Below are 22,685 nucleotides of genomic sequence, written 5' to 3'. Positions count from 1 at the left end.
CTGCTGGGGTCCTCCCGCCGGTGGTGCGGACCTACTGCCGGTACTCCGGCTTCAGGATGTCGTTGAACTCCCGCATGACCTTATCGACCTTCGGCTTACTGACGCCCTGCACGTAGCCCTGGTTCGGGTTACTGGGGTTTTCGTAGTAGTCCTGGTGGTAGGGTTCGGCCACCCAGAAGCGGATGGGGTCCTCGATGGTGGTCGCGATGGGTTGGCTGAACTTGCCGCTTTCGTCGAGGGCGCGAATCTTGGCTTCGGCCGCGCTGCGCTGCGCGTCATTGAGGGGGAAGATGGTGGAGCGGTACTGCGGACCGACGTCGGGTCCCTGGCGGTTGAGCTGGGTGGGGTCGTGGGCGACGAAGAAAACGTCGAGCAGTTTGTCGTACGTGATGACGTCGGGGTCGTAGTACACCACGATGCTCTCGGCGTGCCCGCTGGTCTTCGTGTTGCTGTCCTCGTAGGTGGGGTTTTCCAGCTCTCCGCCGGCGTATCCGCTATATACGTCCTTTACCCCCTGAATACGGGTGAAGGATGCTTCCGTGCACCAAAAGCACCCGCCGGCGAAGTAAGCTTTTTCGGCGTCGGGATACTGGGCGTCGAGGGCTTCGATGCTGATTTTCCCCGCCAGTTGCTCGTCGCCGGGCCGGGAATTAGTGGTCGCAGCCGGGGAGGTTTCCGCGGTGGTCGTAGTGGCGGTGCTGCGCTGACTGTCGCAGGCGAATAGCCCAATAGCCAGCAGCAGGAAGGGAAAAAATCGTTTCATCGGTTCACGGGTTCGTTATGCTCCTAACCAACACGCCCGCCGGAGGTTTGGTTACGCATCCGCTACCGGTCAGGCATCAACGCAGCAGACTCACGCCCGACATTTCCCGGGGTTGGGGGATCTTCATCAGCTCCAGCAGGGTAGGGGCCACGTCACCCAGCTTACCGTCCGTACGCAACCGAACGCGATCGACGGCCGGGCCCACGTATACGACGGGCACCGGATTGGTGGTGTGCGCGGTATTTACGCTACCGTCCTCGTTGATCATCACGTCGCTGTTTCCGTGGTCGGCCAGTACGATGCAGTGATAGTCGTGCACCTGGGCGGCGGTAAGCAAACGCCCCAGGCATTCGTCCACGGCCTCGGCGGCCCGTATGGCGGCGTCCCAGTTGCCTGTATGTCCGACCATGTCGGTATTGGCGTAATTGAGACAGATAAAATCGGGGCCACGCTCCTCGATGTCGCGGATGGCGGCCTCCGTGACGGCGTAGACGCTCATCTCCGGTTTCTGATCGTAGGTTTCCACGTCGCGTGGCGAATCGATCAGGATGCGGCGTTCGCCGGGGAACTGATCCTCCTGGCCCCCGCTGAAGAAGAAGGTCACGTGGGCGTACTTCTCCGTCTCCGCGATCCGCAACTGCGTCTTTCCGGCTTCGCTGACGACCTGTCCCATGGTCTTGGTCAGGTCGTCCGGAGTGAACAGCACCTCGACTCCGGTATACTTTTCGTCGTACTGGGTCAGGCAGATGTAGCGCAGGTTCGGAATGCGGTACATTTTATGCTCGGGGAAATCCTCCTGGGTGAGGGCCCGCGTGATTTGCCGGGGCCGGTCGGTGCGGAAGTTGAAGCACATCACCACGTCCCCCGGCTCGATCCGGGCAACGGGGTCGCCTTCGTCGTCGGTCAGGATCAGGGGGTGAAGGAATTCATCCGTCGTCCCTTCGTCGTATTCGGCCTGCATGGCGGAGAGTACGTCCCGGGTTTTGCGACCCTGCCCGTTGACCATGGCGTGGTAGGCCTCGGCGATGCGTTCCCAGCGGGTATCGCGGTCCATGGCGTAAAAACGACCCGCTACCGTAGCCAGCTGGGTAGGTTGATCCTGAATGTGGTCGAGCAAGGTACTGATGAAGCCCCTTCCGGAAGTGGGGGCCACGTCGCGCCCGTCGGTGAAGGCGTGTACGTAGATGCGTTCGTTGCCCGCCGCCGTGGCAATGTCGGTGAGTCGCAGAAGGTGGTTGATGTGACTGTGTACGCCGCCGTCGCTGACCAGCCCGATGAGGTGAAAGGCCTTGCCCCGTTCGCGGGCGTAGCGCAGGGCATTCTGTAGGGTTTCCAGTTGCTGAAGTTCTCCTTCGCGGATCGCCTTATTGATGCGAGCGAAACTCTGGTAGACTACGCGACCGGCGCCGAGATTGAGGTGACCCACCTCCGAGTTTCCCATCTGACCTTCCGGCAGCCCCACTTCCTCGCCGTAGGTGACCAGGGTAGCGTGGGGGTTGTCGCGGTAGATCCGGTCGAAGTTCGGGGTGTGGGCCTGGGCCAGTGCGTCCGCTTCCGGGCGTTGACCGATTCCCCAGCCGTCGAGAATTACCAGTAAGCTTTTGGCGGCGTCCATTACGTTGTCATTTTGCCGCGAAGGTAAAATCTTTTGGCGGGGCCGCGGGTGCCGCACCTACCAAGCAAAGCAAAGACTTCCGGCATCCTCCGACGTGAAAGCGCGTACCTTTTTATCCAATCGCCGTCGCTAAAGCCACCGTTACCGCAATTGCGATCAGATTCACGAGGTCGTTCGTCATCCAGTGCAGCCCCCCCACGAGCCGACCCCCCGGCCGGGCGACGTCCGACAGCACACCGTCGACGTCTGCGTAGCGCGCCTGTAGTGCCGACCCCAGGAGGGAGTCCACCAGCATTCCGATAAAGCCCCAGATCGCTACGTACACCACGGTCCCGCTAATGTCTGCGGGCCCCACCAAAAAAGCCAGCATTCCGATAACCGCGGCACCCGCGGCCCCGCCGACCGTCCCCGCCAGGGATACGCCGCCACTCAGTCCCGGTGGTACCCGCCGCAGGCGCAGCACGTCGTAGGTAGGCTGCCGCACGTACTTGCCGATCTCACTCGCCCAGGTATCCGAGGTGGCTACCGCGAGGCTTACGAGCAGCAATTCCGGATCGGCACCGACCCCCGCCAGTACCGCGTAAACCCCACCGTTACAGAGCACCTGTACCGCGTCCCGGGGCTGTTTGTCCTTATGGTCTCCGGCGTCGGTCCCCGCCGGCAGCATCCTGCCCAGCACGCTGCTGCTCAGAAAAAACACGAAGAGCGGAAGCAACCACGGCACACCTGCCATCGCGGTCACTACCGTCCCGATCACCACGGCGGTTACGGCTCCCCCCGCGGTCAGGCTTCCCCGCCGCCACGTCGTCAACCCGAAGGCCACCGCCCCTACCCCGAACAAAAGCCAGTTCACCATACCCAAAGCTACCACCCCTCCGATCATCGCCCCCAACTACTAACTGCCTAAACTACTCCCCCCCTAAAGAACTAACGCCTAAACTACTAACCCCTAAAGAACTACCCCCCCCCTAACTCCCCTTAGCAATCCGTTTCTGCTCCATATTGCTGTCGTAAATACAATAGGCGTCGTACTTCGCGCGGTCCGTTTCGGCCCAGATGTCCTTACCGATGTCGCAGACGAGGATCAGTTCATCGTAAATGAGATTACCGAGGTCGATCCGCGATTCCACGCTGATGTCGCGGTCCGCCACCTTATCCTGCTGGATGTTCATGGCGAGTTCGAAGGCCTGACAGGCTTTGGCGAGCCGTTCGAGGTGACTTTCGTTGAGGCCGGTATCGGCCAGGAAATCCCACTGGGCCCGGGCGACGCGGATGACCCGCCGACCGCAGAAGAGCAGCTGAGCGTCGGTCATGTCACCCAATTTGGCGGTGCCGAACTTGCGGTAGCGGCCGGTGCGATTGCTGTAAGCCATGCGCACGCGGGTCATGACGGAGCGGATGGCGTGACGGAGTTTTTCCGCCGCGTCGTACTTCTTATCGGTCACGATCATCTGGTCTCCGAGCAGCTCGTCGTCGTGGGGCATTTCCACGAAGCGTTGACAGCGGTCGTGAAATCCCTTCAGGCGGTGGCCGTCGTACTGGTAGCCCGCGCGGAAACGGTCCAGGTCGCGCTGCGCCAGGCGGATGCTGTCCATGGCCATCTGGTAGAGATCGGCATCGGGGAAGTTGTACTTCCGGTTGACTTTTTGCTTTTTCATTGGGTGTGGCGATCAGTAAGTGCCACCAAAAATAGGGAATGCCGCCAGCTAAAACAAATTGTGTTTGTACTCACGGCGCGAACAAAAGCAAAAAGGGCAAGCATCCTGGTGATGCCTGCCCTTTCTGATTTGGAAACCGGGGAGCTTACTCCGCGGCCGGTGCCTTCGCGGCTTTCTTGGCTTCCTTCTCGCTGGCCTTCTTCTCGGCCGTGGCGGCGGAGCGCAGGGCGCGGGGAACTTCGACCGTAGCGATGGGCTGACCGCCGGGGTTCTGGATCTCGACGCCCTCGATGGGGTCGAGGTCGCGCACGCGGATGCTCTGACCGAGCTCCAGCTTGCTGATGTCGAGGGTCAGGTTGTCGACCAGGTGCTCCGGAGTGGTCTTGATCTTGATGCGACGTACGGACTGCTGCAGCTTACCACCGCCACGAACACCGGGGCTGGTGCCGGTGAAGGTGACGGGCACTTCCACCTTGATGGTGCGGCCGTCTTCGAGAGCGAGGAAGTCGAGGTGACGCAGCTCGTCGGTGACGGGGTGGAACTGGTAATCCTTCACGATGGCGCGGTAGGATTGGCCGGAGACGTTCACTTCGGCCAGTTTGAATTCGGCGGTGTAAATGAGGTCACGCACGTCCAGGGCCCGGACGGTAAAGTGAACGGGGTCACCCATACCGTACACGACAGCGGGGACCAGGCCTTCGCGGCGGTATTCCTTGGATGACTTCTTACCGAGGTTCTCACGGATCTCGCCGTTGACAGTTATAGTTTCCATACGTTAATTCTTTCGCGCGGTTTCGCTTACGGCCCGCAAAGATAAGAAGTTATCGGAGCTTAAGGTACCGTTGGGGCTAAAAAGTTTCCACCACCGGTGAATTACAACAATGTTGGCGCGCCGGGATTGTATATAGGCGGGCTTACCTTACCTTTCCCGCCACATTCAAATTTAACGTAATTCAAGACCATGAAAAGGCTCTTCCCCCTCGTTTTTATCGCCCTGATTGCCCTCGCCTGCGGTGGTGGTGAAGATACCACGCCCTCCGAGGCACCCGCCACGGCTCCGGCCACGGCGAAGGCCCAGGACATTGACGTAAAGAAGATTTGGAAGATCCGCTGCATCGCTTGTCATGGTCTCTACGGTGATATGGGTACTAACGGGGCGGCTAACCTTCAGGAATCGGACCGCGACCTGGCCTACCGCGTCAATATTATCACCAACGGTAGTGAGAACGGGGTCATGACCGCCTTCGGAGAGATCCTGAGCGAGGAGGAGATCGAAGCCATGGCCAAGTACACCATGTCGTTCAATAAGGCCCTGGAACAGTAAGCTTGGCTACTACCCGGCATACCGTACTCGGCATCATGTCGGGCAGTTCGCTCGACGGGCTCGACCTGGCCGTCTGCGATTTCACGCTTTCGCCCGGTGATCCCCGGCCCGTGCGGGAGTGGTCCGTCAAAGCGGCCATCACCGATCCGTATCCCGATGCGTGGAGCGATCGGCTCCGGTCTTCCGGCACGCTGAGCGCCCCCGACCTGTGGCAGCTGCACGCGGAACTGGGGCGGTACGTCGGGCAACGCGCCGCGGCCTTCCTGGGGGAGTATTCTTCCATCTATCCCCTGCTCGTGGGATACCACGGACACACGGTCTTTCACGAACCCGCCGCCGGCTACACCCTCCAACTTGGCGACGGTGCGCAACTGGCCGCCGCGGTCGAGCTGCCTGTGGTAGCGGAATTGCGCGGGAGTGATATTGCCGCCGGCGGACAGGGCGCCCCCCTCGCCCCGGTGGCCGATCGCCATCTCTTTCCCCACCACTCGATCTTCCTCAACCTCGGCGGGATCGCCAACTTCAGCCTGCGCCGCCCGGACGATGGCCTGATCGCCGGGGACGTCACCGGTTGCTGCCAGATCCTCGATCGACTGGCCCGGGAGCGGGGACACGCCTACGACGCCGACGGTGCACTCGCCCGGTCCGGAACTTTCCTTCCCGAACTGGCCGAACGGGCGGATGCACTGCCTTACCACGCGCGGCCGTACCCGAAGTCGCTGAGCAATCAGTGGGTGGTGGATACGCTCTGGCCCCTTTTCCGCGATCATCCGGCGGCCACCGAAGATCGCCTGGCCACCTTTACCCGGTGGATGGCCGGCCGCATCGCCGGTGACCTGACCACTCAGGTACGAGCGGGTCAGGAAGCTGGAAAGGAAGGCCAGGTATTGGTTACCGGCGGGGGTGCCCGGAACGGTTTTCTGATCGAGTGCCTGGGAGCTCGCGCGCCGGACCTGCGCTTCGTTACCGCCGACGATAAGACCGGCGATTTCAAGGAAGCGGCGCTCGTGGCGCTGTGCGCACTCTTCCGGCGGGAAGGTATCCCCAATAGTCTGGCGGCGGCCACGGGCGCGGCACGCGATACGATCAATGGCGCGCTTTATGCGGGCTGAGCTTTTACTGACCGGCGGCACCGGCTTCATCGGCTACTATCTCGCCCACGCGCTGGCCGCGGAGGGACGACCCTTCGCCGCCCTGGTTCGTCCCGGCTCCGCTACCGGGACACTGAGCGAGCTCGGGGAGTGGTGCACTCTGGTGGAAGGCGACCTTACGGATCCGGAAAGTTTACTGGACGCCCTGGACGGTATCACGACGGTCATTCACGCCGCCGCTTGCGTCTCCTATCAGCCGGGTGATGCCGACCACATGCTCCGGGTCAACGGAGAAGGTACCGCCAACCTGGTCAACATGATGCTGGAGGCGGGCAGTGAACGACTGGTATACCTCAGCTCCGTAGCCGCCCTGAATCGCATCGATGGCGGGCAGGTCACGAAGGTCACGGATCGGTGGCCGTTGGAGGAGCCGAACACCGCCTACGCCCGCTCTAAATTTGCCGCGGAACGCGAAGTCTGGCGGGGGCAGGCCGAAGGGCTATCGGTCGCCGCGGTATATCCCTCCACGGTACTCGGTGCGGGAGACTGGAAGGGCGGCAATACGCCGGCACTGTGGCGGAGAGCCGGCACCGGTAGCCGTATTTATCCCCTCGGAACGGCCGGGTTCGTGGACGTACGCGACGTTGCCCGGGGAGTGATAACGCTCCTCGACCGACGCGTGGACCGGGATCGAATGCTGCTTTCCGCGGACAACCTGAGCTGGAAGGATCTACTGACGGCGATCAGTGCCAGCGTCGACGGCGCTCCGCCTACCTACGGCATGCCCGCCTGGCAGTCGGCCCTGCTGTGGCCCGTGGAACACCTGCGGGCGAAACTCGCCGGCACGCCCCCCCTGATCACCCGGGCCACTCATCAGCAGTTGCAGGCCCGCTTCGCCTACGACGGGTCCGACTATCCGGCGCTTACCGGGCGGTCGTACGTTCCCATCTCCCGCACCGTCAGCGAAACCGGCCGGGCCTTCCAGCTGAGCCGGAAGATGGGAGACAATCTGCCCCCCACCTACCTGCCCCTCCTTTCGTAATGTATTCGTAGTTCCCGCCATGCCCGTATTCTTCGCATCCGATTTTCATCTCGGCGTCGACGCCCGCCACAGTAGCCGCGAGCGCGAGCGGCAGATCGTACGGTGGCTGGAATACTGCGAGGCGGAGGGGGCGGAGGCCATTTATCTGGTGGGCGACCTGTTTGATTTTTGGTTCGAATGGCGGCGGGCGGTGCCCCGGGGATTCGTTCGCTTTCTCGGCAAGTTGGCCGAACTGACCGACCGGGGGATACCCGTGCACGTTTTCACGGGGAATCACGACATGTGGATGCACGACTACCTTCAGGAAGAAGCCGGCGTCCGGCTGTACCGGGAGCCCGTCGTACATACCCTCTACGGGAAGCGCGTACTGATCGGTCACGGCGACGGACTCGGGCCGGGCGACCGGGGCTACAAACGACTCAAGAAGGTCATCAATGCCCGCTGGGCCAAGTGGATGTACGCCCGGCTCCACCCAAACCTGGCCATGTTCCTTGCCCTGTACTTCAGCCACCAGAGTCGGGAAAGCCAGGGACCGGAGGACGTATTTCTCGGTCCCGGGGAGGAGTGGCTGGTAGCCTACTCCGAACGCAAACTGGCCGCGGACCCCGAGCTGGCGTACTGCATTTTCGGTCACCGCCACCTGCCGATCGACTACACCCTCACCAACGGGCGCACGCGTTACCTCAATCTCGGTGAGTGGCTGTACACCTGCACCTATGCGCGCATGGATGCCCACCAGACCACGCTGCTTCGTTGGGATTCCACCGCTCCCGCTCCGGCGCAGCCCCAACCCTGACCGCCCGGGGGGTCAACCGGAAATTGTAAAATATCGTTACCTTCGCAATGGCTGGATTGCTTATATGCCGGCCGGATTTTACGTATTGCCCAGACCAAATTTGCGACTAACCACCGCGTACACTAAACCACCTTGTTTTGCCCCTAAAAGATCCCGAGCTTACTACGGCGGACTTTCGGAAAATTCCGGAATCTGACTTCGAACGCGCCCTCAAGGACTATTACATCTGTCGGGTAAGCCGGGAATTAAGTAACATCATCCGCAAGGACGTACTCAGCGGCCGCGCCAAATTCGGCGTCAGCGACGACGGAAAGGAACTCTACCAGGTCGCTATGGCCCGGGCCGTAAGGGACGGGGACTGGCGGGCCGACTACTACCGCGGCCATACCCTCCTGCTGACGCTCGACATGGCTACGCCCGAGCAGATCCTCGCCCAGCTGTACTCCGACGAAAATAACGATCCCTTCAGCGGCGGTCGGCAAATGGGTGGCCATTACGCCAATGCCTCGATCGACGCTGACGGCAACTGGCTCGATGCGACCCAGCGACTTAACCTCAGCAGCGCTACCTCGCCTACGGCCGGACAAATGGCCCGCGGATTCGGACTGGCCTACGCCTCCAAGGTGTTCCGCAGGGACGAGCGTCTTCCGGCCCGCCTTCACTCCCGTAACGGCGACGAGATTGCCTGGACGGAGATCGGCGACGCCTCCACCTCCGAGGGCATCTTCTGGGAAACCATGAACGCCGCCGGCGTCACCGGCGTACCGATGATCTGTACCGTAGTAGACGATGGATACGGCATCTCCGTACCCGTCGACCTGCAAACGACGAAGGGAAGCATCAGCGCCGCCATGGCAGGTCTGGCCCGGGAGGAAGAAACCAACGGCATCGATATTCACCGCGTAGAGGGCTGGGACTATCCGGCACTGCTCGAGCTGTTCCCCGAGGTGGCGCGACAGGTGCGCAGCTCACACCGGGCGGCCCTCATCCACGTACGCGAACTCACTCAGCCCAACGGACACAGCACCAGCGGCAGCCACGAACGGTATAAGAGTGCCGAGCGGCTCGAGTGGGAAAAGACGTGGGATTGTCTGGCGCAGTTCCGGCACTACCTGCTGGCTACCGGCATCGCCGAAGCGGAAGAGCTGGACGAACTGGAAAAAAAGGCGAAGAAGGTGGTTGCCGCCGCCCGCAAGAACGCCTGGGAAAAACTACAGGCTCCCCGCCGCGCCCGCCGGGAAGCACTATTGGCGCTGCTGCCGACTAACGGCCACCGCACGCCGGCGATCGAGCGCTTTGGAGAGACCGTACGGCAAATGGCCGAACCCCTGCTCTCCAACCTCATCGACGCCGTTCGCCAGTTGCGCTTCGAAGTCGGGGAGGAGGAACTGCCGCGTCCGCTCCGTGACTGGCTGCGGGACGCCCAACGTGAACTGACCGCAAGTAAGGGCAGCAACCTGCTCAGCAATACCCCCCGCTCCCCGCTCCGGCTCGGGGGCGTCGCACCACGCTATCCCGAAACGCCCAAGTCGGTACCGGGCTACGAAATCCTCCAGCACTTCTTCGCCGCCAAGTTCGAGCAGCGCCCGGAACTCTTCGCTTTCGGGGAGGACGTGGGTGAGATCGGCGACGTCAACCAGGGTTTCGCCGGCCTCCAGGAACGCTTCGGCAAGCACCGGGTATTCGACACGGGTATCCGGGAGTGGACGATCGTAGGTCAGGCCATGGGCATGGCCATGCGTGGCCTGCGTCCCATCGCCGAAATTCAGTACCTCGACTACATCTTTTACGCCCTGCCCATGCTGACCGACGACGTAGCGACCCTACGCTGGCGCAGCAACGGCATGCAGGCCTGTCCGCTCATCATCCGCACCCGCGGCCACCGACTGGAGGGCGTTTGGCACAGCGGCTCCTACCTGTCGCCCCTCGTCGGGAGCCTACGCGGCATGCACCTCTGCGTTCCCCGCAACATGGTGCAGGCCGCCGGCATGTACAATACGCTGCTGGAGGGCGACGATCCGGCGGTCGTCATCGAAGTGCTCAACGCTTACCGTCTGCGGGAGAATGAGCCGGAGAACCTGAAGGACTTCCGGGTCCCGCTGGGGGTGCCGGAGGTCCTGCGCCCCGGTAGCGACCTTACCCTGGTGACTTACGGAGCCTGCGTGCGCATTTGCCTTGAAGCCGCCGAACGTCTTGCCAATCACGGCATCGAAGTGGAGGTCATCGACGTGCAGACGCTGCTTCCCTTCGACCTGGAGCACCGGCTAGCTGGCCACCTCGCAAAGACCAACCGCCTCCTGATCGTCGACGAAGACGTTCCCGGGGGAACGTCCGCCTACATCGAGCGTCAAATCATTGAGGAACAGGGGGGCTTCACGCTGCTCGACGCGCCGGTGCGGACGCTGACCGCCTCCGTCCACCGTCCCGCCTACGCCGATGACGGCAATTACGCCAGCAAACCCCAGGTCATGGATGTCGTCGAAGCCGCCCGGGACCTGGTAGCCTTCTGAGTACTTGACGGTCGGCGGGCTGCGCCTACTGGATCCATCCTTCCATCCGCGCGTGTGCCGCCGCCTCCTCGTAGCTGCCAACCAGTTTTACGTTGATGTCACTGATGTCTTCGATCAGGTCTTCGATGCGCTGGGCGCGCAGCTCGTGCTGCACGTCACGAATGTAGATGCAGAGAATGCGCTCGGGATTGTTTCTGGCGGCTTCCAGGTAGATATCGGTATCGGCTTCACCGCTATCGCCCAGTAAAATGAAGGGCAGGTGGGGGTAGGTCGACAGGATCTTGTCGACCATATCCGCCTTGTGGGTTTTGTAGGAGACGACGGTATCCTCCGCCGGCAGGCCGAAGTCGCGCAGCATGATGGGGCCACGGGGCAGGTGGTTGAGGTGCAGAAAGTCGAGCAGCAGGTCGTACAGGTTCCAGGGGCTGTTGGATACGTAAAAGAAGGGATTGAAGCCGGCCGCGTCCGGCCCCCCCTGCAGCGCCTTGTAGAAGTCGGATACCCCCTCGAAGGCCCGCCGGTTGCTGGCGTTCTTCAGCAGGGTATGCATCATCGCCTTGAGCTTAAAGCGGCTGGTCACGTCGGTTTTCAGGATAGTGTCGTCGATGTCGCTGATGATTCCGAACTCCGCTTCCCGGGGGAGCACGACGTCGGAGTGACTGACGTAATTCACCTTACCGTCCAGGGGAGTTTCCACGACGCGTACGGTAGCCTCCTGCCAGAGTTCGTCGTCGAGTTTGGGCGCCTCGTCCGGGTCGCAGGCGTGCTCCACGTAGAAGTAGCCCTCGCTGTCGGTCGTGCGCTCGAATACGTGTCCGCCCCAGGTGATTTCGACTTTGGCGTCGTTGATCTCCCGGCTGTTAAAGCGCTTGAAGTTGTTAACGATATTGTGCCACAGCTGGTCGCGTTCGTTGCGGGCGATGCCGCGGTCGCGGAGCACCCGACCGGTCAGGTACAGAAAGTCGGGCCGGCCGAAGCCGATGTAGTTCGCTACGTCGATGGGTTTATCGTGTCCCCAGCGCAGGCGGTCGACGAGGTTGTCCCACTCGCGGTGGAGGTCCTTGGAGAGTTTGGTGAGGGGCATGTCAGAGTAGTGTTGACCCAGCGTAAACGGAAAAGATCGACCGAGGTTCCCCAAGAATAAATGGACTGTTAAAAATGTCGATTGGGAAAATAATTAGCAGCGGACAAAATTTTTTTCCCGTTTGTGGGGTTTGCCATACCGCGGTTGCTCCGGGAGTAGATCTCGATCAGTGGCCAGCACTTCTTCTGCCTTTTCGATTAGTCTCATGAAAAACTACCTTACCCTATTTCTGTGCCTCTGGTACGGAACCTCGGCGCTCATTGCGCAAGGCCAAAATTCTCTTCACTTCGACGGTATCGACGACTACGTGTCCGTCAGTCAATCTGACTTCGCCACCGGGTCCGATTATACGATAGAAGCCTGGTTCCGAACTGACGACCTGGGCACGAAGCAAGCTATTCTGGTCGGCCAGCAAAGTTCCGGTGTCGTCAACGTCACCGTTGAAATTCATACCGATGGTACCCTACGGTTTCTCCATCGGGTACCCGGTGGAACAAGCGGGGGGGTGGAGATTTTTTCCACCTCGGTAGTTGACGACAACACCTGGCACCATTTCGCCGCCGTAATGGGCTACGATAGCAAGCTGCGCCTTTACGTGGACGGTACTCTGGAGGTCACCTCTGGCTCCTCCGTTTCAAATGTCCCTTCCGATATGGATCTGTTTATTGGAATATTGGACAACAGCGGGCTCACGCGGCCCTTCGCCGGTGAAATGGATGAAATCCGGTTGTGGTCGCATGCCCTCACTCTCTCGGAGATTAATGAAAGTATGGACCATGAAATGGAGATTACGGCCGCCGGACTTGCGGGCTACTACACTTTCGACCGGGGAACGGCCGGTGGAGACAACGGCAGCGGATGTCCGGGCGGTAGCCCCTGTGAGAACTCGGAGCCCGACCAGACCGGAAATGGATCTAATGGCATCCTGAATAACTTCGCCCTCTCCGGATCTGCTTCGAACTACGTGGCTGGGGTAGCCCTGGAATCCCCCTACGTTGCCCCGGCCGCCGCCAACAGCCTTCACTTTGACGGGAATAATGATAATGCCGTAGCCTATGATCTGTCCTTCGCCAATGGGTCGGACTACACAATGGAAGGCTGGTTCAACCTATCCAACGTCAACACCCAACAATCGCTGATCGCCGGCACTAACTCTTCGAACAACCACTTTCTCCTCATCGAGGTAGTCAATAGTACGATACGATTCCTGCACCGACAACCCGCCGGCCCCACCGGCGGTGTAAATATCTACACCCCCTCTTCCTCACCGTTGAGTGCCAATGCCTGGCACCATTTCGCGGCCGTGAGAGATACCGATAACAAACTCAGACTTTACCTCGACGGAACGATGGTGGTCGAGTCGGCGGCCACCGTTCCCGATATCAATAGCAACTTCACGCTGGTGATCGGGTCGCTGCTGCAATCGGGCGACAGCCGCTTCGCAAACGGTTTTCTAGACGATCTCCGCTTCTGGTCTAAGGCCAGGACGGCGACGGAGATACAAGCGGATATGAGCAAAAAGTTAAACGGTGACGAGGCCAGTCTCGAAACCTACTACACCTTCGACCGGGGGGTTGGCAACGGTGACAACGGCAGCGGCTGTGGAAATAGCGCTCCCTGCCGCAGAAACGCCCTGGACGAAACGGTCAACCGCAAAACCCTACAGCTGAACAACTTCGCGCTCTCGGGTACCACCTCTAACTTTGTGGCGGAGAGCGTTATGCCCGTGGAGTTTACCTACTTCCACGCTGAGAGATCCTCTGGCGGCAACCTGCTTGAGTGGGAAACGGCACGGGAAGAACAGAATGAAGGCTTCGATATTGAGCGTTCTGACAAACGGGGACAGTGGCAACGCATCGGCTTCGTCCCGGGGGCCGGCAATAGCACAATTGCGAACCGATATCGGTACGTAGATACTCACTTCAGCAGCGGGATGGTCTACTACCGTTTGAAGCAACACGACGAGGACGGGCACTTCGCTTACTCGAATGTAATTTCGATTATCGGTCAGACGTCGACGGGGGAGACGCTCAGCCTCTACCCGAATCCCACCACAGGTACAGTAATGCTTACCCACATTGCGGAGGCGACCTACCGGGTAACGGATTACATCGGCAGGACGGTCAAGCGCGGTGTCGTACGGAGCAACATGGTAGAGCTACACGAGTTACCAAAGGGTGTTTATCTGCTGTCCGTGAACTCACGGGAGGGTGTATACACCGGAAAGATCCTGAAGAATTAAGCCACCCTTCTTTACTTCAGCCAGTGGCCCATACCGACCAGCTTCGTCTTCAGGTAAGCCTCGCTTTCCTGGACCGGGGGCACGATGATCGGTAGTCTCCGCACCACCTCGATCGGGCCCTCGTCGAAGGAGTCGACCTTCAGCGGGTTGTTGGTGAGCAACTGGATCTTGCCGATCCCAAGATCCTGGAGGATACCCTGGGCTACGCCGTAATGGCGGCCGTCCACCTCTAGTCCGAGGTGAATGTTTGCCTCGATGGTATCGAAGCCCTGGTCCTGCAGTTGGTAAGCCTTCAGCTTATTGATAATGCCGATGCCGCGCCCTTCCTGCCGCAAATAAATCACGACGCCCTTGCCGGCCTGCACCATCCGGAGGGAGCGGTCGAGTTGCTCGCCGCAGTCGCAGCGCATGGACCCGAAGAGGTCGCCGGTGATGCATTCGGAGTGCAGGCGCACGATCACTTCACCGGTGGGATCCATGTCGGGGTGCACCAGGGCCAGGTGGGGCGTATAGTCTTCCGCGTCCCCGGCGTAGGCGACCATGCGGAAGGTGCCGTAGGGGGTCGGTATGAGAGCTTCGGCGCGGCGGGTGGCGTCGGAGATTTCGGACGGGGGGAGAATAATGGGGTCGCCGTGCTCGGGCATAATGCGGGATCGAGGTTATCGTGTTAGGGTAACGCCTGGAGCCACGGGGGGTTGTATAGTACCCCCAGCCCAAACGAAAACCGCCCGTATCCGGCGGTGCGGATACGGGCGGTCGATAATGATCCGGTGCGGGCGAACCTACTTGCCGGTCATGGCTTCCAGTCCGGTCAGGGCAACGCGGATGTGCTGGTCCAGTTCCCCGCGGTGACCCTGCACCAGCAGGTTGTCGTTGCGGTTGGTGTCGGCCAGTTGGCGCTGTACCTGGTTAAGGTTGGCACGTACGGCGGCCTTCACATCGGCGGTCACTTCTTCGTTTTTCAGTAAACCCGTCAGGGCATCTACGTAAGCCGCCTGGAGCGTCCGTCCGTAGCTGCTGTTGGTATTGGCGGCCGTGAAGACGCCGGCGCGGGTGTCGTTCATCAGATCCATGATGCCGTAGGTCTGGGGGTTGCGGGCCTGCTGTTCGACCAGTCGGTTGAGGCGATCGTCGCGCATCAGAGTGCGAATGGCGTACTGCTGCAGGCCGGCGATCTTCTCGGCGACCCCGGTCGCGGAGATGCGCTGCAGAATATTTTCGTCGATCAGCCACTGGGGAGTGGTGAAGATCTCCTTATTGACGAACTGCACGGCGGCGGCCTGTTTGTCCTTGCTGACGGTTTCGTAAACCACCTTATTCTCGTCGCTACTGCGCTGCCACTCGTAGACGCTGCCGACGTTGTTGGCGACGTGACCGGTGTAGCGGCGCAGTTGTCCGACGACGTTGTCGTACACTTCCTCCAGATTGTCGAAGTACTTGCCGTCTTCGGCCATCCACTGCGGGAGGTTGGGGACGATGCGCTTCAGGTTGGCAATGCCGAGGGTGGAAGCCAGGACGGCATCGTCGCCGATGTCCTCGGTCTGGGCGCTGGCGTCGTAGCCGGCCCGGGTCTGCCGACCGTAACGGTAGCGGGAATCGTCGGCCTTCTCCTTGATCATGGCGTTGAGGATCTCGTGATCTTCAGCCACGGAGCCGGCTTCGGGAATGGGCAGGTAGCCGTAGCGAATGGCGTAGTAATCATACACGCCGATCTTAGGCATGAGGCCGACGCCTTCATCTTCAGGCTGGGCGACGTAGTTGAAGCGGGCGTAATCCATGATGCTGGGCGCCACGCCGTTCTCTTGCACGAAGCCGGGGGTGCGCAGCTGCTCGACGGTATAGGCCGGGCTGCTACCCATGTTGTGGGGAAGCCCCAGGGTGTGCCCCACCTCGTGGGCGGAAACGAAGCGGATCAGCTTACCCATCACTTCCCGCTCGAACTTCGGGGTACGGGCTTCGGGGTTCACGGCGGCAGTCTGGATGAGGTACCAGTTGCGCAGCAGGTTCATCACGTTGTGGTACCAGATGATGTCGCTTTCCAGGATCTCACCCGTGCGGGGGTCGTGCACGTGGGGCCCCATCGCGTTCTGGATGTCGGTGGTCACGTAGCGGATCACGCTGTAACGGACATCTTCGGGACTCCAGTCGGGGTCCTCTTCCTTGGTGGGGGCATCCTTGGCCATAATGGCGTTCTTCAGTCCGATGGCCTCGAAGGCCTGCTGCCAGTCGTCGACGCCCTGCTTGATGTAGGGCACCCACTCGGTCGGGGTGGCGGGGTCGATGTAGTAGACGATCGGCTTCTTCACGTCGACCAAGTCTCCGCGTTCCCAGGCTTCCATGTCGACCGGCTCCAGGCGCCAGCGGGTGATGAAGCGCTGCTTCTCGGCGCGCTGGGCGTCGAGGCCGTAGTTGGTCTGCTCGATGCTGAAGTAGCCTACCCGGGGGTCGTACTGCCGCGGCGTCATCTTTTCGGCGGGCAGTAGAATGAAGCTCTGGTTCATTTCCACCGACAGCGTACCGGTGACCTGGTTATCGGGCAGCTTGTCGCCCTTATAGGTCAGTACGTGGCGTACCTCGACGTTGCCGGGGAAGGCCTTGACGGACATGATCAGGCTGCGGTCCTTATCCAACCCTTTGATGCCGAAATTCTTGCGCTCATCGTCGTCCATGGCACCGATCATCGGCTCGTCGTTAGTGAAGAAGGGGGTCACGTCGAAGACCACCGAGCTGCTGTCCTTCCCGTAGGCCTTCACGTCGAAGGCGGCCACGATGGGCTCGAAGTTGTTGTTCCGGACCGACTGGTACACGGGCAGATCCTCACTGGCCACGCTGTTGTAGCTGACGCTGCGGAGCAACACCTTCTCCCCGTGCTTCTGCCACCGCACCACTTGTTGCGGCCGGCTGCGCATGCCCGCACCGCCGAAGTTCAGTCCCTTCACGTGTCCGCTGATGCGGCTTACGATCAGGATCTCCTGGTTCATCAGGGCGAGGGGGAGCTCGAAGTAGGTCTTGCCGTCCTTCTGAATGACGTCAAAGAGGCCGTCCTGGGCCTTCGCGTCTTCCAGCAAGTCTTTGTAGGCGTTTTTATCTTTTTTCTTATCGTCTTTTTCGGTCTTCTCACCCTCGTCCTGGGCGTGCAGGGTATTTAGGGCGGGTACGCAGGTGCAGAGTAGAAGAAGGAAAAGCAGGGAAATTCGGTTCATGCAGTGGAATTGGTTAAGGGGTATTGTAGTAGGTTAGTAATATGGTATGGTGGTAGTGAGGTAAGTAACACACTACCACCATACCATATTACCACTACCGGTTCGGCTGTGGGGTCGTGCGCAAGTACGGACGAATCTCCTTGTGGCCCTTCGGAAACTTGTCGGGAATGTCTTCGGTGGCGATGCTGGGACTCACGACGACGTCCTCGCCCTCCTTCCAGTCGACGGGGGTGGCGACGCTGTAGTTGTCGGTAAGTTGCAGGCTGTCGAGGACGCGGAGGATCTCCTGGAAATTACGGCCGGTGGCGGGGGGATAGGTGAGGGTGAGGCGGACCTTACGCTGCGGATCGATGATGAATACGGAGCGGACGGTAAATTTTTCGTCGGCCTCGGGGTGGATCATATCGTAGGCCTCGGCGATCTTGCGGTCGTGATCGGCGATGATGGGGAAGTTCATCGTCACGCTCTGAGTGTCCTCGATGTCCTTCACCCAGCCATGGTGACTCTCCAGGTCATCGACGCTGAGGGCGATCACCTTGGCGTTGCGCTTCTCGAAATCCTCCTTGAGTTGGGCGGTACGGCCAAGCTCGGTGGTACATACCGGCGTGTAGTCGCTGGGGTGACTGTAAAAGACAACCCACTGGTCGCCGGCCCAGTCGTAGAAGTTGATGTCGCCCTCGGTGGTCTGGGCGTCGAAATTGGGGGCGGTTTCTCCTAAGCGTAATGGCATGGCTGGATGGTGTTGGTGTGAAGAAAGGTAACGCGGTAGCGGGCGCCGGGTTGAGCTGCTCACTCAAGTAGCCTCCGGCGAATGGTAAAGTAGCGGGCGGGATTGGTGACCGTCAGGGTGGAGATCTCGTCAGCCGAAAATCCGCGAGCGCGGATGAGGGGCAGGAAGGTATTGGAAAGGATGTCCATGGGCCGGCGGACCGTCCCGGCGGGCGGGAAGGTGCTGCCGTCGTGGCTGACGATTACGCAGTGCAGCAGACCCGCCTCCCGTAGCTCCATCAGGTGGGCGAGGTGACGGTCGAGGGTGTCGTTGCCGTGGGTCGCGCCGTCCGCGAAGTAGCGGGTCTTTACGCCGTCCAGACTGATCCAAGCCCCCCGGTTGGCGGCTTCGATGAGGGGCCGGGAGTCGGTCATATTCTGGGCGTGCGTCCACGTCCAGGCACCCGGAGCAATGCCTTCCTCCGCCAAAATCTCCAGTTGTTGCCTTGCGGCGGTGGCGTTATCGCCGGTGTGCGCCTTAATGGTCAGTCCGGTGGCGCGGTGGGTAAGGGCGGCGGCGCGGACGAGTTTGGCGTCGATGGGGGAGAGCGGGCCGGCGTCGACGGCAATCTTGATAAAGCCGGGCCGGATGCCGGAATCGCCGATGCCATCCGAGAATTCACCGGTCCACCGCCGGGCGATGTCCGCCGCGGCGAGGGAATACGCCTCCGCCGGCACGTAGCGGTCGTCGGCGGCAGCGTACCAGCCCGTATTGGTGAGTACCCGCACGCCGGACGCCGCGGAGATCCGCCGCAGCAGCTCGGGAGCCCGCCCGAAGGAATAGGCCGTACAGTCGGCCACCGCGCCGACGCCGAGTTCGCGGAGGTACTGTAGGTAAGGCACGACCGTGTCCAGGGCCGCCGCGGCATCGTAGGCGGACGGCTCGGCGGGGTCGGTGCCGAAGCGCGACAACAGGTGCTCGTGGGGTAGACAAAAGCCCAGTTCTTCCGGAGCTACGGGCCCGGTCACCGTCATTACTTGGCCGGTGTACTCCGGCGAGCCGGGAGGGGTCACATGGCGCGCGCCGAGGCAGAGGCCGCCCGCGAGTACGCCGGCTGTCTGGAGGAACGTTCGTCGGGGAAGGGGCATAGGATCGGGAGTTGGGACCGCGGGACACGACAAACTACGAAATCCTCGTTCACCGCTCCCGCGCTCCGCCGCCCCCTGTTTATACTTGTAGGATGGACGACTACCTCGCATACAATCGTGCGCACTGGAATGCCCGCACGCCCGCCCACCTGGCCAGCGCCTTCTACGACGTGGAGGGGTGGCTGGCGGGAAAGGATAGCCTGCGGGAGATCGAACTTGCCCTACTGCCCGCCGACCTCACAGGGCTGCGCATCCTCCACCTGCAGTGCCATTTCGGGCAGGATACGCTGTCGCTGGCCCGCCGGGGGGCTAGCGTGACCGGTGTCGATCTGAGCGACGTGGCGATCGCCGCCGCGCGGGAACTGGCCGAACGCGCCGGGCTGGAAGCACGGTTCATCTGTTGCGACCTGTACGAGCTCCCCGACCGTCTCCAAGAGTCCTTCGACCTGGTGTTTACGAGCTACGGGACCATCGGCTGGCTGCCCGACCTCGATCGCTGGGCGGGGGTGGTGGGAAAATTTTTACGTCCCGGTGGCCGCTTCGTATTCGTGGAGTTTCACCCCGTTGCCTGGTTGTGGAACGAGGACCGTAGCGCCGTGCAGTATTCCTACTTCGGCGGCGCGCCCATCGTGGAAGACGTAGAGGGCAGCTACACCGACAACAGCACGCACGTCCGGGGCACGATGGTGAGTTGGGATCACCCGGTGAGCGCGGTCATCACGGCCCTTCTCGAACAGGGGCTCCGGTTGGACGTATTCCGGGAGTATGACTTTTCGCCCTACGACTGTTTTCCCGACACGGTACGGGTAGGGGAGCAGCGGTGGCAGTTCCGGCAGCTCCCGGGATTGATCCCCCTCACCTACGCTCTCGTCGCGGAGGGGTAAACGGACAACGCCCCCACTACCGAAGTAGCGGAGGCGTCGAAGGGGGTGGAGAATACCGGAGTCGAACCGGTGACCTCTTGCATGCCATGCAAGCGCTCTAGCCAGCTGAGCTAATCCCCCATTGCTGTCTTAGCGGTCGCAAAGATAAGGGTGCACGATTTAATTCTCAAAGCTAGCACCCAATTCTTTTTACTTCACTTTAACACGGCCGCCCCGCACCACCGGCATCTTTCGGGTCGTTGTAGCGTTGTATGTCCGCCGGCCAGGAGTGATTGCCCGCCGTGCCGTATTTTACACCTGAGAAAAATCAACGAACATGAAGCGTATTTTCACCCTTCTCGCCCTCTTCAGCTGCCTGTCCTTCGCCGTGACCGCCCAGGACGGTGCCCCCGCCGGTACCGAAATGTCCGCCGCGGCCACTGCCGGCATGACCTTCGAGCAGACCGAGATCGACTACGGCACCATCGAGCAAAATGCCGATCCCTACCGCGTTTTCACCTTTAAGAACACCGGTACCGAACCGCTCATCATCACCAACGCGGTCGGCTCCTGCGGTTGTACGGTTCCCTCCTACAGCAAGGCCCCCGTTGCCCCCGGTGAAACCGGTGAAGTGAAGGTCCGCTACGCCACCGACCGCCTCGGTAAGTTCCGCAAGCGCGTTACCCTGACCACCAACGTCAGTAAAGAACCCATCGTGCTGACCATCATGGGCGAGGTGCTCGAAAAACCCGCTCAGCCCGCCGCCGTCCCCGCCGGCGAAACCGGAATGTTCAATAACGGTAACTAAAGCCCGGTCTTTATAACGGCTCACTACCCGGTAGCCGGCTACCCTGCCGCAGGTATTGTACCCGCGGATGCGTAGCCGGTTACCGGGTTTTTTATATTTGGCCATGGACTATCGCCAACAGAGCCTTCGGGAGCTTGCCGCCCGCCGGGCCTACGAGTACTGCGCGACCGACGAACGGGGCCTGCACCGGCAACTGGAGGACTTCCGTCTGGCCAACCGGGGCCGGAAGCAAGCGATCACAAACGTGCTCCGTATCCAGCAGGGGCTGCTCGATCACGACGTCCATATATTCGACTACAGCTACCAGGAATACGCCCATCAGCACACGATCTACCAGACCGTACTCTTTCTGCAGAGTCCGCGGCTGGTCCTTCCCGAGCTTCGCCTGCAACCCGAGACCTTGTTGCATAAGCTGGGGGAGCTGTTCGGCGTCCACGACATCGACTTCATCCGCTACCCCAAATTCAGCAAGCAGTACCGCCTGACCGGGGAGGACGAGGACTTTATCCGTCACCATTTCGACGACGACGTACTCAACTACTTCACCCTCCATAAGGGATGGTCGCTGGAGGGCATCGGCTACTATATGATCCTGTACAAGCAGGGAATTCTGCTGCCGCCGGAGGAGATCGAATCTCTTTACCGCCGCGGACTGGACGTGTCGAACCTTTTCACCACCGCCCGGTGAGGTTGCCGGCTAATCCCTTCCGCCGCCCCTTTCCCGACCGCCCCTTCGGCCGCGCGGTTCTCATCGGTCACGGGCGGACGGCGATTTTCGTCTTTCTGGCACTCCTTTTCCTGGTTCCGGTACGGCAGGCGTTGGCCTACGGGCTGGTCACGTTTTTGGTAGCCGTGGCCTACAGTCTCGTAACCGAACGACTGGGCGTGCGCCGGAGCGGTCGCCGGTGGACCATGGCCCGTTGGACGCTGGATCAGGCCGTATTGCTTTTGCTGGTGTCGGCGGCCTGTTTCTTACTCTATAATTATACCCTCGGTTGGTCGCTGCTGAACCTGCGGGTGCTGCTGTACATCGCCATTCCTACGGTGCTGGTAGGTTTACTCCCCATCGTTTTCAGCGGAGTAGCGGTACAGTTGCACGCCGAGGAGGCCAACCGCCGTTTAGCGCAGAAGATCGACCGTAATCTCACCCGGGGCCGGGAGCTGGACGAGCCGAAAGGGGCCATACGGTTAGGCGGGGACGCGGGAGCCACCATCGTCCCGGGAAGCATCATTTTCGGGGTAGCCGACACCCCGACCGCGACCCGTGTCCGTACCGATGCGGGAGAGCAGCGGTTCGCGGTCGGACTGGATGAACTGGTACGGCAACTGTCTCCCTATGGCATCATTCAGTGCCACGCGGACTACTGCGTGAATCCGCAGCGGATCGAAGGAGTTGCGGCAGACGCCCAGGGGCTGCACCTTCGCATGCGGGGCGTAGCGGAAAGCGTGCCGGTCAGCAAACCTTACTTCCCCGCGCCGTAGGCATACCCTCCCAGAGTCAGGGTAGTGATGAGTAGGCCGAAAAACTCCCGCGTGAGCTCGATGTGGGGCGACTCCGCCTTCATTTGTCCCGCGATGGTGGGCATTCCCTCCCCGATCCATCCGATCAGATCGGGAAGCAGGCTGGCCATCCAAATCGCGGAAACGGCCAGGCCGGCGTACACCAGCCAACGCGGCGGTCGCGAGAAAGCCCACCACGCCGCAACGGTGGCGACCGTACCGTACATGGCTACCCAGAGGGGCCAGTCCGGATCGTTGAGTTGCCAGTAAGCGAACAGGATAAAAAGCAGCGCGACGAGCAGGTGAAAGTATTTCATATCGGTGGGTTG

Annotated in this window: 21 protein-coding genes and 1 tRNA gene; 10 read left to right on the top strand and 12 right to left on the bottom strand. The window is 61.1% G+C overall.

Annotated features, from left to right (window positions below; all coding sequences use genetic code 11):
- Positions 1-31: 31 nt before the first annotated feature.
- From msrA to NMA52_RS09105, 5 genes are all read right to left on the bottom strand, one after another.
- The gene (gene msrA / locus NMA52_RS09125; RefSeq protein ID WP_254827354.1) at positions 32-763 is read right to left on the bottom strand and encodes a peptide-methionine (S)-S-oxide reductase MsrA; all 732 of its coding nucleotides are present in this window, start codon (positions 761-763) and stop codon (positions 32-34) included.
- A 76-nt stretch (positions 764-839) separates the two neighbouring features.
- Positions 840-2,378 carry a 2,3-bisphosphoglycerate-independent phosphoglycerate mutase gene (gpmI, locus tag NMA52_RS09120; protein ID WP_254827353.1) on the bottom strand — a complete coding sequence of 513 codons (1,539 nt, stop codon included), beginning with the start codon at positions 2,376-2,378 and terminating at the stop codon, positions 840-842.
- A 112-nt stretch (positions 2,379-2,490) separates the two neighbouring features.
- Positions 2,491-3,234, bottom strand: a complete 744-nt coding sequence (locus NMA52_RS09115) for a DUF92 domain-containing protein (protein WP_254827352.1) — start codon at positions 3,232-3,234, stop codon at positions 2,491-2,493.
- Positions 3,235-3,346: 112 nt separating this feature from the next.
- A complete protein-coding gene (locus NMA52_RS09110; protein ID WP_254827351.1) occupies positions 3,347-4,036 on the bottom strand; it encodes a hypothetical protein in 690 nt (229 codons plus the stop codon).
- Between the two features lie 145 nt (positions 4,037-4,181).
- Entirely contained in the window at positions 4,182-4,808 is a 627-nt protein-coding gene (locus NMA52_RS09105; RefSeq protein ID WP_254827350.1) for a 50S ribosomal protein L25, read from the bottom strand.
- 189 nt (positions 4,809-4,997) lie between these two features.
- Between NMA52_RS09105 and NMA52_RS09100 the strand changes: the two genes are divergently transcribed.
- The 5 genes from NMA52_RS09100 to NMA52_RS09080 all read left to right on the top strand — a co-directional run bounded on the left by NMA52_RS09100 (position 4,998) and on the right by NMA52_RS09080 (position 10,799).
- The gene (locus tag NMA52_RS09100) at positions 4,998-5,360 is read left to right on the top strand and encodes a cytochrome c (protein ID WP_254827349.1); all 363 of its coding nucleotides are present in this window, start codon (positions 4,998-5,000) and stop codon (positions 5,358-5,360) included.
- A gap of 2 nt (positions 5,361-5,362) precedes the next feature.
- A complete protein-coding gene (locus NMA52_RS09095; RefSeq protein WP_254827348.1) occupies positions 5,363-6,472 on the top strand; it encodes an anhydro-N-acetylmuramic acid kinase in 1,110 nt (369 codons plus the stop codon).
- On the top strand, positions 6,462-7,493 hold the full coding sequence (locus NMA52_RS09090) for an NAD-dependent epimerase/dehydratase family protein (protein WP_254827347.1): 1,032 nt from the start codon (positions 6,462-6,464) through the stop codon (positions 7,491-7,493). Before NMA52_RS09095 ends, NMA52_RS09090 begins: the two co-directional genes overlap by 11 nt.
- Positions 7,494-7,512: 19 nt before the next feature.
- Positions 7,513-8,289, top strand: coding sequence for a UDP-2,3-diacylglucosamine diphosphatase (locus NMA52_RS09085; protein WP_254827346.1), 777 nt, complete (start codon positions 7,513-7,515; stop codon positions 8,287-8,289).
- Positions 8,290-8,426: 137 nt separating this feature from the next.
- Positions 8,427-10,799: a thiamine pyrophosphate-dependent enzyme gene (locus tag NMA52_RS09080; RefSeq protein WP_254827345.1), complete on the top strand. Its 2,373-nt coding sequence runs from the start codon at positions 8,427-8,429 to the stop codon at positions 10,797-10,799.
- A gap of 25 nt (positions 10,800-10,824) precedes the next feature.
- Here NMA52_RS09080 and NMA52_RS09075 read toward each other — a convergent pair whose 3' ends face one another.
- Complete coding sequence (locus NMA52_RS09075; protein WP_254827344.1) at positions 10,825-11,883, bottom strand: App1 family protein; 1,059 nt, start codon at positions 11,881-11,883, stop codon at positions 10,825-10,827.
- Positions 11,884-12,088: 205 nt separating this feature from the next.
- On the opposite strand from NMA52_RS09075, the gene NMA52_RS09070 reads away from it, so the two are divergent.
- Positions 12,089-14,125: a LamG-like jellyroll fold domain-containing protein gene (locus NMA52_RS09070; RefSeq protein WP_254827343.1), complete on the top strand. Its 2,037-nt coding sequence runs from the start codon at positions 12,089-12,091 to the stop codon at positions 14,123-14,125.
- Positions 14,126-14,136: 11 nt separating this feature from the next.
- Here the strand turns inward: NMA52_RS09070 and ribA are convergent, their stop codons facing one another.
- The 4 genes from ribA to NMA52_RS09050 all read right to left on the bottom strand — a co-directional run bounded on the left by ribA (position 14,137) and on the right by NMA52_RS09050 (position 19,185).
- Positions 14,137-14,769, bottom strand: a complete 633-nt coding sequence (ribA, locus tag NMA52_RS09065; RefSeq protein ID WP_254827342.1) for a GTP cyclohydrolase II — start codon at positions 14,767-14,769, stop codon at positions 14,137-14,139.
- A gap of 138 nt (positions 14,770-14,907) precedes the next feature.
- Entirely contained in the window at positions 14,908-17,328 is a 2,421-nt protein-coding gene (locus NMA52_RS09060) for a zinc-dependent metalloprotease (protein WP_254827341.1), read from the bottom strand.
- Between the two features lie 94 nt (positions 17,329-17,422).
- A complete protein-coding gene (locus tag NMA52_RS09055) occupies positions 17,423-18,058 on the bottom strand; it encodes a peroxiredoxin (RefSeq protein ID WP_254827340.1) in 636 nt (211 codons plus the stop codon).
- Between the two features lie 59 nt (positions 18,059-18,117).
- Positions 18,118-19,185: a phosphotriesterase gene (locus tag NMA52_RS09050; protein WP_254827339.1), complete on the bottom strand. Its 1,068-nt coding sequence runs from the start codon at positions 19,183-19,185 to the stop codon at positions 18,118-18,120.
- A 92-nt stretch (positions 19,186-19,277) separates the two neighbouring features.
- Here NMA52_RS09050 and NMA52_RS09045 point away from each other — a divergent pair, with 92 nt between their 5' ends.
- Positions 19,278-20,069: a bifunctional 2-polyprenyl-6-hydroxyphenol methylase/3-demethylubiquinol 3-O-methyltransferase UbiG gene (locus tag NMA52_RS09045; RefSeq protein WP_254827338.1), complete on the top strand. Its 792-nt coding sequence runs from the start codon at positions 19,278-19,280 to the stop codon at positions 20,067-20,069.
- Between the two features lie 46 nt (positions 20,070-20,115).
- On the opposite strand, the gene NMA52_RS09040 is transcribed toward NMA52_RS09045, so the two are convergent.
- A tRNA-Ala gene (locus NMA52_RS09040) sits at positions 20,116-20,189 on the bottom strand.
- A gap of 196 nt (positions 20,190-20,385) precedes the next feature.
- Between NMA52_RS09040 and NMA52_RS09035 the strand changes: the two genes are divergently transcribed.
- The 3 genes from NMA52_RS09035 (at position 20,386) to NMA52_RS09025 (ending at position 22,338) form a co-directional block, all read left to right on the top strand.
- Positions 20,386-20,856, top strand: coding sequence for a DUF1573 domain-containing protein (locus NMA52_RS09035; protein ID WP_254827337.1), 471 nt, complete (start codon positions 20,386-20,388; stop codon positions 20,854-20,856).
- A 103-nt stretch (positions 20,857-20,959) separates the two neighbouring features.
- On the top strand, positions 20,960-21,544 hold the full coding sequence (locus NMA52_RS09030; protein WP_254827336.1) for a hypothetical protein: 585 nt from the start codon (positions 20,960-20,962) through the stop codon (positions 21,542-21,544).
- Positions 21,541-22,338 (top strand): LytTR family transcriptional regulator DNA-binding domain-containing protein, encoded by a 798-nt coding sequence (locus NMA52_RS09025; protein WP_254827335.1) that lies wholly within the window; start codon positions 21,541-21,543, stop codon positions 22,336-22,338. Before NMA52_RS09030 ends, NMA52_RS09025 begins: the two co-directional genes overlap by 4 nt.
- Here the strand turns inward: NMA52_RS09025 and NMA52_RS09020 are convergent.
- Complete coding sequence (locus NMA52_RS09020) at positions 22,320-22,673, bottom strand: transmembrane 220 family protein (protein WP_254827334.1); 354 nt, start codon at positions 22,671-22,673, stop codon at positions 22,320-22,322. The genes NMA52_RS09025 and NMA52_RS09020 overlap by 19 nt on opposite strands.
- Positions 22,674-22,685: the final 12 nt, after the last annotated feature.

This window comes from Lewinella sp. JB7 (assembly GCF_024297185.1).
Lineage (GTDB): Bacteria > Bacteroidota > Bacteroidia > Chitinophagales > Saprospiraceae > Neolewinella.
Note: the sequence above shows the minus strand (reverse complement) of the source record. Positions and strands in the feature narration are given on the sequence as shown.